We start from the raw sequence: 13,433 nt of genomic DNA, 5'->3' as shown, positions 1-13,433 counted from the left end.
TACAACTAAGTTAAAAGGGGATAATAATCAATGAAGAAAAAAATTAAAGATAAAAATCAAATCAAAAAAGAATTTGGAGTTCTTTCAAAAAAGGTAATGATGGCTGCTTTAGTAACATCAATGGTAATGACACCAACGATTACTGCTAGTGCGTTAAGCTATAATAAAAATTTAATATCGTCACAAGGGACAAGCAGCGTGGAATCTAAAGTATCCATATTAAAAAGTGAAGGATGGTTAGAATCAGCAAGTGTTGAGTGGAGTGCAGTTAAAGGCGCAACTGGATATAATGTTTATTATAAATCAGCAAGTGATTCAGATTTAGAATATAAGCAATTAGACAACCAATTGATCAGACAATATAAATCATATTTTAGAGCTGATGCAATAGGCCTTGGAGAAGGAAATTATGTGTTTAAAGTAGTGCCTATTATAAATGGTAAAGAAGTTGAAGAACAAGATGCAATCACACAAAATCTTGAAGTAAAAGCAAATGTAAGAGAGGGTTTTGCATTTTCTTCACAATCGCCAATGAAGACAGGTTCTGGCGGATATAATGATGATGGTACAGTACCAAGTAATGCTCAAGTGATATATATTACAGCAGATACTGTAAATACTGTAACTGCAAAGGTTGTCACTAACAATAAAGGAACTAAAACTACTTGCAAAGGTCTTGCTGATATTTTAGCAAAACGTCAAAAAGGTTATGATAAAACTCCACTTATTATCCGTATGGTAGGAGAAATTAAAGCATCTGATGTATCTGGCCTTAATGAAAAAGGATATTTACAATTAAAGGGATGCTATAATCTTACATTTGAAGGTGTAGGAGAAGATGCTACAGTATATGGATGGGGAATTCTTGTTAGAAATTCTCATAATGTAGAAATTAGAAATCTTGGCGTAATGTTATTCCCTGATGATGCAATTTCGCTTGATACTGATAATGAGAATATTTGGGTTCATAATAATGACATTTTCTATGGTGCAGCTGGGCATGATGCTGACCAAGTAAAAGGTGATGGATCTTGTGACGTAAAACAACATTCAACTTATGTTACTGTTTCATATAACCATTTCCATGATTCAGGTAAATGCTCGCTTTGTGGTATGAGTGATACAGAGAACTTTTATGTTACATACCATCATAATTGGTTTGATCACTCAGATTCAAGACATCCACGTATTAGAGTTGGAACTGTTCATGTATACAATAATTATTTTGATGGTAATTCAAAATATGGAGTTGGTGCGACAAAAGGATGTTCAGCTTATGTAGAAGCTAACTATTTTAGAAATTGTAAAGATCCAATGTTAATCTCTTTACAAGGCACAGATGTTTATAACGGAAGTGTAGGCGGATTTTCACGTGAAGCTGGAGGTATGATTAAAGCATACAATAATAAAATAGAAGGAGCATCAAGATTAGTTTATGCTAATGAAAATGCTACTCAATTTGATGCGTATTTAGCTAAATCAAGAGATGAAGTAGTTCCAAGTTCATATAAAACAGTAAGTGGAGGATACACTTATAATAATTTTGATACAAGTTCAACAATGTATAGCTATAACCCAGATTCACCAGAGGATGTAAAAGATAAAGTTACTACTTATGCAGGAAGAATAAATGGTGGAGATCTTATATGGAATTTCACAAATTCTGATGATGCAAGTCATACTATAGATACTGCATTGAAGGATAAAATAACTAATTATCAATCTGACTTAGTCTCTGTTGGAGGAAATTCAATAACTTCAACAAATAAAGATTCATAGAGTGATGTAATAACTACATCAATACAAATGCATAAACTTTAACTTTAGTATTGATTCTAATTTTGATAAAAACATAATTATTAATAAAAAATATAAGGTTTAAAATTAGATTTCAGAAATGAAGTTAGAGAATGGAAATTATGTAATTAAAAAATCTAATATATATTATATGTCATTAGAAACGTAGGCTAATTATTTAAAAAAGTTACTCGATTATTAATGTGCTTTGTTTTCGATAAGAAAATTTGAAGAGTTGATAGTTTTGTGTAAAAACAAAACTATCAACTTTTTTAATTTCTAGTTAGCATCTGTCATTACATATGCTTCTATACCTTGACTTTGTATCAAATTATAGCTAATCCATCCGTATCCATTAATACCCCAATTTGTTCCCCAAGAATTAATAATTTTTACGGCTTTCTTACTATCATCATAACCAACTACACATAATGCGTGACCACCTCTATTTTCACCATAGACCTTATCATAAATTGGATTACTAGCATTTAAATTATCAAAGTCTGGATATACAGGTATACCAATAACAACTGGATTTCCATTTGCAAGTTGTGCTTTTATTGCATTATAATTTCCATCTGGAAGTTGTCCCCAGCTTTTTGTTTTATATTTAGCTGCATTAGCTATTTGCTCATCTGTAGGTGTAATCTCCCAAGCATATTCACTACCATCATAAGGCATATCAGCTAATGTTGTACATCCTTGTGTCTTTAAAAGATTGAATGCATCAGAAAAGTCAGCTCCACCACCATCAGGATCATCTGTAAGATGTATTTGACTGTAAATATATGCTGGACTGAATAAATGAGCATTTGTATTTAAGCGCCAATTTAATTTAACACCTTCCTCATAACTCTTGTCTGCATATCCTATGGCAAATGTAACACAGCTTCCTAAACTTCCTTGATCTGTAACTTTGGGAAATTTAGAAGATAAATCAATTTGTGATGGTAATTGTATTTTACTTTCAGGGCTTTCTACTTTTTTAATACCTGATATTTTTTCATGCAGATGATTTAATCCTGTTGGATGTAAGGTTTTTGCAGACGAGCTTTGACCTGTTATCAATGATACAAATACGAAAAGTAAACATGATACAATTTTAATACTGATTTTTTTAAACTTCATTCCCATTACCCCCTAATTTCTTAATTCTATAATTAAAACTTAAATATATAATTTCTAAAAATATTGTTTATCAAACCTGAATTTGTATTTTTATAAATATTCAATTAGTAATCTTACTAACTATAAGTTTTATTAATTAGAACTTATATAATAATTATTTTTGATAATTTGATATTTTTAAGTTTGTTAATAATTTTGATTATCCCCCTATTTTATTTTTTTAATGTGCGTGATAGATATCTAATTTAAGAAGTAGACTTATTTGTGGTTAATATCTCCACTAGAAATCGGAAATACTTTTGTGTAGTAGGCCTTTAAAAATGAGCTGCTTAAGGTTATTAATAGATGGTTGTTCCACTTTAGCCTGTCACACTGAACAGTGGGAACAGGCTAAAGTGGATGCAACCATCTATTTAGAACCTTTCAGCGATATTTTCATAGTCCTACGTAACAAAAATATTTCTGATTTCGGTTATTCACCACATAAGTCTAATTCTTGATTTGGATATCTATAATTAATGTTGCTTTAATTATAGAACTTAAGCATATTTTAATATTTTTTATAAATATAAAAACGGACAAGGAAGATATTCATTTAAGACTCCATTGTCCGTTTTTATTTCATATTTTATAAAAGTAAATAATTATCATTTGATCAGTAAAATATTAATTAGGTATTATTTAAACATCATTGTTTCTCTATTTATAATAATTCTATTACCAATAAATGTCAATGAGTAAGATGAGTTTATTTTAAATTTTAATATTTCATAAATATAAAATTATATTTACCTAAATAATCTTTATTGTTTTATTGCAGAAGTTGATAAATTTAATCTATAAGTACCATATTCCATAATGCTATCAAGCAATAAATTAATTTCATCCATGTTAGAGCAGTTGACTTTTAATAAATAGCAACCGAGTAAAACACTCCCATTACTTTCGGTAAGTTACCACATAACTTTAAAGCCAAAGTTGTGTATCTACAATGTAGAACATTTTTGATTATTTTTTGGATTCCCTGAATAATTGAAGAGTGGAGAACTTAATTCAAATTCAAAAGATTCTCTGTTAACTATACCAACTACCTCATTGCTATCATATAATTTTAGTAAAAAATCAGCCATTTGTTTACTAGTATGGTAAGTACCAAAAGACTTGTCATAATCATATCCTTCTACATTATTAGCCATGTTCCCGAAGTTTGTTTTGGTAGCTGCTGGTGCAAGCACTTTTGCTTGTAGTTTTGCGTTACAGTCTTTTAATTCTCTTGCTAGTCCTTCAGTAAATGTACTTACGAAGAATTTGCTTGCACAATATGTAACAGCATTTGGTACAATAATGTATCCACCATTAGAAGAAATATTTATAAGCTTTGAACCTTGAACATCTTTATAATCACGCACAAACAGCGATGATAATATTACTAAAGCTTCTATGTTTAATCGGAGCAGGGTTTCAATCTTTTCTAAGTTTTGATCAGCTACGCTAGAATAGTTACCAAAGCCTGCATTATTGACTAATGTTTCAATGTGATATTGTTCCAATTCTTTATAAAGTTGATGTACATTTGATATTACAGATAAATCAACACATTTAACTATTACATCTAAAGAAGGGTTTTCATTTAAAATCTCTTCTTTTAACTTTTCTAAATTTTCTTTGCTACGTGCAACTATAACTAAATTCTTGCCACGTTTTGCAAATGCTTTTGCAGTTTCATATCCTATTCCTGAACTTGCCCCTGTAATAACTGTATATTTTTCTTTTCCATTCATTTGAATCACTCCTATTTATATGCTATATTGGAATTATATAATGTGGAGTTAACTCCAGGTCAAGTACTAATTTTAATATTTAGGCACAATAAAAAAATAACAAGTCAATCTGGTCGCAGATTGGATTAATAGGCTCACTATGAGGTTGATCTACATCTTTACTTGATAAAAAATATTTATGATAAATTGAACTTCTTATTTTTTTATTGTGTCTTACAAGGAGAATTTAAACATGAATTATTCAATTGGAGAATTTTCGAAGATTACTAATCTAAGCATAGATACATTACGTTACTATGAAAAGGAAGGCTTAATTACTCCAGAACGTAAAGAAAATGGAAGACGATATTATTGTGAAAAAGATGTTGCGTGGATAGAATTTATAAAAAGATTAAAAGAAACTAAAATGCCTATTAAAGAAATCCAAAAATATGCAAAGATGCGCGCTATGGGGGATTGTACTATGATTGAAAGAATGGAGATGCTTATAAAACATAGAACTGCTTTAAAAAAAGAAATTAGTAAAGCTAATGAAAATCTTCAAAAATTAAATGATAAAATTGATTTTTACAAAACATCAATAGATGAAAGAGATAGTAATAAATTGATGAGGTAGAGTTTTATTTTACAAAAGAATTGCATGCAAGTTTAAGAAACATTTCTGATTGTGAATCATATTTTCAGCTTCAATTATTTTGTGAAGTTCATTGGGTTATAGACGACGCATATGAATAATTGCTGGTTAAAAATATTTTTGCAATTAAAAAATTATCTGAAATTATAGTTTTTTAATCTTGGAGGTGAAAATTAGTGAGTAGAAAAATTAACTGTAAGATATGTTGACTCTCACGTTGCGTAATAGTGTATATTGATGTTGAGGAGATGATAATATGAATATTACATTATTACGTTCAGATGAAATTTACAAAAAAATGATGAATTCACCAGAAGAAAAACGAGATGATATTTATCGTTATGAAATAGCAAAACCTTTTGAATTTAAATGGTCATGTATTAATGTACCTCTTAAATCTCCTAAAAAAGGTGGCTATGATGTAGTTATGGCAAGCAATATGCTTGGCTACTTACCACCATCAGAAGTGAATGAAACTCAAGATGAAAGGAGTAATTTAATTTCAAATGATGTATTATGGGAAACTTGTAGGAAAACTATTGAAAATTGCTTAGAGCGTTTTACAAAAGCAGGGTATGAATTGCCGGTAAAAGATTATATGTTTTCTATCATGCTTGGTAATCCTAAAAGTCCATACCTATCATTGAGTGATGGTTATCTTGGTGACGGGGGGATTCCTGGATATATTTTAGTATCTCTTGTTCCAAATGAATATACTATCAGCAGAATCCCAGTTGCCTTAGCTCATGAATGTAATCATAATGTACATTTTCAGTTTGAGAAGTGGAAGAATGATATTACATTAGGAGAAATGATTGTTTGTGAAGGGCTTGCTGAAAATTTTGCAACTTCAATGTTTGGTGAAGATATGGTTGGACCTTGGGTAAGTAAGATTGATATGGATACCCTTAATAATTATATTAAGCCAATTATTAAAGATGCTTTAGATGTAACAGGCTTTGATAATATTTCAGCTTATCTTTGGGGTGATGAACTTGCACAGTTGCAAGGATTTTTTCCTCAAGGAATGCCTTATTGCGCAGGTTATGCCTGTGGTTATCATATGATAAAGTATTACCTAAAAAAGACAGGAAAATCAATTGTAGAAGCTACATTAACACCTGCAAGTGATATTGTAAAAGAAATAGAGGGTTTTTGGAATGAAGAGTCAGCTTAAAATGGTAAATGAAGTAGCAAAGCTAACAGGCATTACTGTTAGAGCACTGCATTATTATGATGAAATAAATCTTTTAAAGCCATCAGACAATTATCAAGCAGGATATAGACTTTATAGCAATGAAGATGTTGAAACTTTACAGCAAATAATGTTTTTAAAAGAAATTGGATTTGAATTAAAGCAGATAAAAGATATTATTCACAATCCTCAGTTTGACAAGAGAAGAGCTTTAGAAAACCATAAAGAAATATTGATTCTCAAGAAGAAACGTATTGAAGAGTTAATAAAACTTGTAGATTCTAAATTAGAAGGAGATTCAAATTTAAGCTTTTCAGAATTTGATGAATCGAGCATTATTGCTAAACAAAAGGAATATCATGAGGAAGTTTTAAAGCGTTGGAAAAATACACAGGCATATAAAGAATTTGAAGAAAAACAATCTAAGCGCAATAATGAATTTCCTGATATTGATAAAGCAGCAAAGAAAATTTTCGGAGAGATTGCAGAGTGCATGGAATCACCTCCAAGTTGTAAAAAAGTTCAGCACCTTATTTCATTGTGGCAAAACTATATTACAGAAAATTATTATAATTGCACTAATGAAATATTGCAGTGCTTAGCATCGATGTATGTAGAGGATGAGCGATTTAAGACATATATCAATAGCATTGATGATGATTTAGCACAGTATATCAATGAGGCTATAAACTTCTATTGCGAAAGTAAAAAGAGGAAATTATAGATTATAAAGAGAGATAACTTTAAAACTCTAAGCGTTTAATGATTAACTTTTAAATTATTTCTCTACAAATTCCAATTTGTAGATTAGAAAAAGATCATAAGTTTCTTTAGATTTAATAAGCAAAGGTGAAGATTATAAAAAGTTCGCGAAAAGTTATATAATATTTATATGTGCATTTGATTTGTTTAACCAAGCAGACAAATTATAATTTGAATAACAAATCAGATAAAAAGTCGCAGAAAATATCAAGTATATTATTTTACCTTATCTTATAATTTTTGTGAAAGATGAGGTGTTTTTAATGAAAAAAACAAAGGCGTACTTAAAAAATTTTGTGGGAACAAGTTATGAAGTTGGAACACAGATTGGTAACTGGGTTTTATCACAACCTGATTTATTGAAAAAGGTGATTTTGCCACCTAAGGCTTATCCACAAAGTAAATTAGCAGAGATATTCAATTTGCTTAACTTATATTGCAGTGGTGTAAACGAGGAAATCAAAGGATTTGCAGATACAGTCGGAATTTCGAAAGAACAAGCGATTTTTTATGCAATGACATATTTAGAGCGTGGGTGTAGTTTGATGTCTGCTGTTTCAAATAAGATTGAGACTGGACACACTTTGATGGCACGTAACTATGATTTTAATGATGAAATGGAAGAAATGTGTTTTGCATACACAGCTATTATGGGAAAATATCGTTACATTGGTTCTACACTCAATTTATTTGGACGATGCGATGGAATGAATGAATATGGGTTAGCAGCTTGCAAAGCTAGTAATGGATTGCCTGTTGGTAACTTTCAGGGAGGACAGAAAGCAGGTGTAACTGGTTTTTCTTTTTGGGTTGTTATTCGAAGTATTTTGGAAAACTGCAAAAATGTTGAGGAAGCTATTGTTTGGGCAATGGATGCACCTATTGGATATAATATAAATTTAATGCTTGCTGACAGTAATAATAAAATTGCCTTATTGCAATGTATAGATGGTCATAAAGCATATCGCATCTTAGATAATGACTCCAAGCAGAACTTTCTAATTTCTACAAACCATGCAGTCTTGCAAGAAATAAAGCCATATGAAAAGATGTTGATTGAGAACTCGGTAATTCGTTATCAAGTAATAGAAAAAATGTTTTCGGAAAAAGAAAAGATATCAGTAAAAGATTTAAAGAATATACTGTCAACACCTTATCCACAAGGATTGTGCTGTCACTATTATCCAGAATTTTTTGGAACTTTACGTTCTATGTTGTTTAATACAACTGAGAAAAAAATAGAAATGACCTTTGGTTCACCGCAAGCTAATGACTGGAAAACTTTTATTGTAGAAAAATTACAAGAGCAAGAAATTATAGTGAATCTTCCTTGTGAAAAGGCTGGAAAAGATTTTTATAATATTACCTATTAAAGAGGAGGAGACTGTATTGAAAGATAAGCAAATTATTGGTAGAGCAATTATATTTATTGAAACGAATTTGTATGAGCCTTTGACTGTAGAATCAGTTGCCACTGCAGTTTCCTATTCTTATTATCATTTTCACCGTTATTTTCAAGCGGTGATGGGAGAAACTATTGGTAGCTATATAAGAAGTCGGAGATTGACTCAAGCTACATATGACCTTATATATAGTAATAAGAAAATTTTAGATATAGCAATCTCACTATATTTCGAGTCAGCTGAAAGTTTTACAAGAGCCTTTAGAAAGAGATATGGCATTACACCGACACAATACAGAAAAAATGGGATTGACACGTTGATTGGAAACCATCAGCCTATGCAAATTAACAAAATGACTGAATGGAATTATGTAAATTTGTCACCAGAAATCGTAACATTTGAGCCTAAATTTGTTGCTGGGTTTAGAGTTGATATGAGTATTGAGAATAACAACACACTTAAAATGTGGGAAAAGTTTAACACTCAACTGGTAAAGCAAAATTATATTTCAATGAATAATAATAGGTATGGTATTTATGAAACAGGTGGTACATGTCTGCCAAATACATTTAATAAAAATAGTGAAGCTACTTTATTTATAGGAATTGAAACATCAAGTGATAATAATGTCCCAAAAGGTATGAAGTTAAAAGAAATTAGTGGTGGAAAGTATGCTAAATTCATACACAAAGGTACAGTAAAAAATTTGATTTCTACATATCATTATATTTGGGGTGTTTGGCTGCCTAATAGTAGTTTTCAGATTGATGAGAGAGATGATTTAGAATGCTACACAGAGCAATTTTTAGGAGCTGAAAATGAAGAATCACAGATTGAAATTTATTTTCCTATACAATAGCAAAATACAATATGCATTCGAATTAAGAATTAAATTTAATGATTTTTTAAAATGTGCCTTATAGAAAGCGCGCTGTCTAATTTGTATTAGATGGCGCATTTTTATTTATGAAATAAGAATAAAGTTTTATGTAATATGTAGAGTTAATAATATATATATATATATAAAGATTGGAGTAATTATTTATGACAATAAATATTTTTAATGTATAGCAGGGGCTATTACATTATGATAAAAATGTGATGAGATAGCCTTTGCAAATTCTAAAAATTAAAGACTTTGGAGGAGCAAAATGAGCTATTTAAAAAAATATCAATGGGAACTAGTTCCTAAAAATTTACCAATAGTAAGAAGGAATTGTCCTAAATGTAATGAAAAAGTACGTTATATAAATAGTGAAAAATTTAGAGTGAATGCAAATAAGAATAGTATTGACATTTGGCTGATTTATCAATGTGAAAAATGTAAATCAACTTGGAACATGGCAATATATGAAAGAATAAAACCGTATGATATTAATAAATATGAGTATGAAAAATTTCTTTCTAATGATAAAGAATTAGCTAGAGAATATGCTTTTGATTTAAGTATATATAATAAAAATAAAGCTGAAGTTATTCTAGAGGGCGTTAATTATAAATTAATTCAAAAGAAATTAGAAGCATATTATAAGAATGAAAATGAACTTGTTATTGAAATTGTTTGTAATGATCTAATAGAACTCAGAGTAGACAAGCTCTTAAGTGATACACTTGGAATTTCAAGAAACAAAATAAAAAATATGAATAAAAAAGGAGTGATCTTTATTAAGGATAATAAGAATTCATTAAATATGAAAGTAAGAGATAGAATGGAGATACATGTTTTAAATGTAGTAGAAAATATAGGAATTTTAGAAACTATAATATAAGGCACAATCAAGAAAAAAAATATATCACATCCAATAGTAAATAGAGCAAATGGAAAGTTAGTTGTATTTTACGCAGTTCCAATTAAGAATAATAATGAAGTTGTAGGAGTATTAGAAATAGTACATCTAAAATTAATAATTAAAAAGTTTTGTATTAAAAAATTACTGATGGAGAAATTTTCATCAGTAATTTTTTTGATTACAATCCATAAAGTTAAAAAAGTAAAAATGAGATATTTACAAGATATGTGATGGTTATGAGTGTAGAAGATTATAAAATGGTTTATATGATAACCCTTGGGACCGTCAATATCTAAGTTACCTAGTGTCAAATACTATGAAGATACATATAAAAGTGAAGTTGAAAGACTAGAAGCTTATAAATCAGATGAATATATTGGAATTTTTGGAGCAGAAGGATTTGATTCTCAATACAAATTAATTGCTATTTGTGCAGATTATCATTATGGTTTTGTATAGGCACTTACGAACCAAAAGGATACAATTGTGTATATAGAGATTCTTTTCTGTAATGGATTTATGGATTTTGACTATAAACATTATATTAAAAAAAAGTATCTATCAATAGGATTTAATGCAGAAAAAGACAACCCTTATATATTGAGGGAGAGAACATCAGAAGATACTTATAGTAGAAGAAACGCCCATGAGTAATGGGTGTTTTTTTATTCTTTATTATTGACATGTGAAGAGAAGTATTTAGTAACAAATATTTATAATACAAAATGGAAGTGAAGAGAAAAAGATATAATTATATTAAAATATACATAAAAAAACAGATATGCATATAAAGAAAACGAGATAAAAGTCGAAATATATATAAAGATACAGAATGAGAAAAGGAAGTGATGCTATGAATAAGATTATTAGTGGAATAAAAGGAAGAATTTTAATATCTATAGTGTTAGTTGTTTTATTGACTATAGCAAGTATCAGTGGTATAGCAATTTATCAAGTAAATAAAAAGAATTATAATGATTATCTAAGTAATTCAAGAGAACAAATGAATATAGTTTCTCAAACAATTAAAATTTTCGATGACCAAATAGATAAAAATCTTGATATGTTGGCAACAAATCCTTTGATAATGACGGCAGATGACAGCATAACAAGTTATAAAAACACAAAAGAAGAAACTCAAATGAAACCTTCTGCTAATGGAGAACTTGAAAAAGCAATATATAAAGTATTTGAGCAATATGGAAAAAGCCACGAAGGGACAAACTATGTCTATCTAGGAACTAAAGATGGAAGGTATATACAATGGCCTGAAACTACTACATTTGCAGGGTATGATCCTGTAAAAAGACCTTGGTACGTTGGTGCTGAGAATAAAGATGGAAAAGTTATTAGAACAGCACCATATGTTTTTAAGTCCGAGATGCTTACAAGTAATGCCCGTACATTTACAGATAAAGATGGAAACGTTCTTGGAGTAATAGGTCTTGATGTAAAGCAATCTAAAATTAGTGATATGCTAAATCAAATGAAGTTTGGTAAAACAGGTTTTTCAATGATTATACATAATACAGGTGCAATAATGGCAGATGGAAAAAATCCTGAAAATAATTTTAAGCAAGTGCAAGAAGTTGGGATTGATGGCTTGGATAAAATTTTAACTGATGGAACAAAAACATTTGAAGTTGTAATTAATGGTGAAAAATATCTTGTAAACCCATATAAAGTTGAAGGAACAGATTGGATATTAGCATCATTTATTACTCAAAAAGAGATAGATTCTGGTGCAAAAGAAATAATGAATACAGTAGTTATTTCAGCTATAGTCATATTAGTGTTAATAAGTATTCTGGCTAATTATGTATCTAGCAGTATAACAAAACCTATTATAGCAGTCACAGGCAGAGTAAAAGATTTTGCTAATCTGGATTTTTCAGCAGATAAGCAGATAAATGAAAAGTACTTAAATAGAAAAGATGAAATAGGAGATATGATAATGTCTCTTAAAATTATGAGAGAAAATGTAGCAAATTTTATTAGAAAATCAGCAGATGCAGCAGAGCATATTGCTGCATCATCAGAAGAACTAACTGCTACTTCTGAGCAGGCAGCTACTGCATCAGAGGAAGTTGCAAAAACTATTGAAGAAATTGCAAGAGGAGCTAGTGAACAAGCTACAGATACAGAAATAGCAGCTAATAATGTAGAAGAGTTAGGAAATTTATTAGAGCAAGATTTAAATTATACTAGAGAACTTAATGTTGCAGCGATTCAAATTGAAAAACAAAAAGAAGAAGGTTTCCTAATTTTAAAAGAGCTTATTAATAAGACACAGAAAAACAGTGATGCATCGAGCAATGTTTATGAGATTATAATGACTAACAATGAAAGTGCAGAAAAAATTGAAAGCGCTAGTACTATGATTCAAAGCATTGCGGACCAAACCAATCTTTTAGCGCTAAATGCCGCAATTGAAGCTGCAAGAGCAGGAGAAGCAGGTAAAGGTTTTGCAGTTGTTGCGGATGAAATAAGAAAGCTTGCAGAACAATCCAATAACTTTACTAGTGATATTAAAACTATAATAAATGAATTAAAGACAAAATCACAAAGTGCAGTTGATTTTATGAAGGAAACAAATAAGATTGTTATAGAACAAGCAGAGAGTGTTGAAGCAACTGAAGGAAAATTTGAGGGGATAGCAGAGGCAATTGATGCTATAAAAAGCATAATTACTAAACTTAATCATTCTACAGGCTTAATGGCAGAAAATAAAAATAAAATTATTGAATTAACACAAAATCTATCGGCAATATCTGAGGAGAACGCCGCTGGAACAGAGCAGACATCTGCATCTATGGAAGAACAAGCAGCCACAATTGAAGAAATTGCAAGTTCAGGTGAAAAATTAGCCACAATTGCAGAAGAATTAAGAGTATTAATAGATCAGTTTAAAATTTAGATTTTAAAAGAAACTGTATACAAGGA

At 29.7% G+C, this 13,433-nt stretch carries 12 protein-coding genes and 1 pseudogene; 11 read left to right on the top strand and 2 right to left on the bottom strand.

Annotation, left to right across the window (positions count from 1 at the left end; translation table 11 throughout):
* Positions 1-30: 30 nt before the first annotated feature.
* Entirely contained in the window at positions 31-1,779 is a 1,749-nt protein-coding gene (locus CLSA_RS17240; protein WP_022748032.1) for a pectate lyase family protein, read from the top strand.
* A 297-nt stretch (positions 1,780-2,076) separates the two neighbouring features.
* Here the strand turns inward: CLSA_RS17240 and CLSA_RS17235 are convergent, their stop codons facing one another.
* Both CLSA_RS17235 and CLSA_RS17230 read right to left on the bottom strand, forming a co-directional pair.
* Positions 2,077-2,925: a C1 family peptidase gene (locus tag CLSA_RS17235; protein WP_022748028.1), complete on the bottom strand. Its 849-nt coding sequence runs from the start codon at positions 2,923-2,925 to the stop codon at positions 2,077-2,079.
* 986 nt (positions 2,926-3,911) lie between these two features.
* The gene (locus CLSA_RS17230; RefSeq protein ID WP_022748024.1) at positions 3,912-4,706 is read right to left on the bottom strand and encodes an SDR family NAD(P)-dependent oxidoreductase; all 795 of its coding nucleotides are present in this window, start codon (positions 4,704-4,706) and stop codon (positions 3,912-3,914) included.
* A gap of 232 nt (positions 4,707-4,938) precedes the next feature.
* Between CLSA_RS17230 and CLSA_RS17225 the strand changes: the two genes are divergently transcribed.
* The 10 genes and pseudogenes from CLSA_RS17225 (at position 4,939) to CLSA_RS17190 (ending at position 13,407) form a co-directional block, all read left to right on the top strand.
* A complete protein-coding gene (locus CLSA_RS17225) occupies positions 4,939-5,322 on the top strand; it encodes a MerR family transcriptional regulator (protein WP_022748021.1) in 384 nt (127 codons plus the stop codon).
* Between the two features lie 274 nt (positions 5,323-5,596).
* Positions 5,597-6,517, top strand: a complete 921-nt coding sequence (locus CLSA_RS17220; protein WP_022748018.1) for a DUF2268 domain-containing putative Zn-dependent protease — start codon at positions 5,597-5,599, stop codon at positions 6,515-6,517.
* Positions 6,501-7,259: a MerR family transcriptional regulator gene (locus tag CLSA_RS17215; protein ID WP_022748014.1), complete on the top strand. Its 759-nt coding sequence runs from the start codon at positions 6,501-6,503 to the stop codon at positions 7,257-7,259. Before CLSA_RS17220 ends, CLSA_RS17215 begins: the two co-directional genes overlap by 17 nt.
* A gap of 100 nt (positions 7,260-7,359) precedes the next feature.
* A pseudogene (locus tag CLSA_RS24125) lies at positions 7,360-7,452 on the top strand (Rpn family recombination-promoting nuclease/putative transposase); the annotation flags it as partial.
* A 108-nt stretch (positions 7,453-7,560) separates the two neighbouring features.
* Positions 7,561-8,670, top strand: a complete 1,110-nt coding sequence (locus CLSA_RS17210; RefSeq protein ID WP_022748011.1) for a C45 family autoproteolytic acyltransferase/hydrolase — start codon at positions 7,561-7,563, stop codon at positions 8,668-8,670.
* A 16-nt stretch (positions 8,671-8,686) separates the two neighbouring features.
* Positions 8,687-9,559: an AraC family transcriptional regulator gene (locus tag CLSA_RS17205; protein WP_041716318.1), complete on the top strand. Its 873-nt coding sequence runs from the start codon at positions 8,687-8,689 to the stop codon at positions 9,557-9,559.
* Between the two features lie 292 nt (positions 9,560-9,851).
* A complete protein-coding gene (locus CLSA_RS17200) occupies positions 9,852-10,469 on the top strand; it encodes a DUF1062 domain-containing protein (protein ID WP_022748004.1) in 618 nt (205 codons plus the stop codon).
* Between the two features lie 297 nt (positions 10,470-10,766).
* Positions 10,767-10,949, top strand: a complete 183-nt coding sequence (locus CLSA_RS17195; protein ID WP_022748000.1) for a hypothetical protein — start codon at positions 10,767-10,769, stop codon at positions 10,947-10,949.
* A gap of 27 nt (positions 10,950-10,976) precedes the next feature.
* Entirely contained in the window at positions 10,977-11,144 is a 168-nt protein-coding gene (locus CLSA_RS23195; RefSeq protein WP_155738309.1) for a hypothetical protein, read from the top strand.
* A 199-nt stretch (positions 11,145-11,343) separates the two neighbouring features.
* Positions 11,344-13,407 (top strand): methyl-accepting chemotaxis protein, encoded by a 2,064-nt coding sequence (locus CLSA_RS17190; RefSeq protein WP_041716317.1) that lies wholly within the window; start codon positions 11,344-11,346, stop codon positions 13,405-13,407.
* The last annotated feature ends 26 nt before the right edge of the window (positions 13,408-13,433 follow it).

It is taken from the genome of Clostridium saccharobutylicum DSM 13864 (assembly GCF_000473995.1).
Taxonomy (GTDB): domain Bacteria; phylum Bacillota; class Clostridia; order Clostridiales; family Clostridiaceae; genus Clostridium; species Clostridium saccharobutylicum.
Note: the sequence above shows the minus strand (reverse complement) of the source record. Positions and strands in the feature narration are given on the sequence as shown.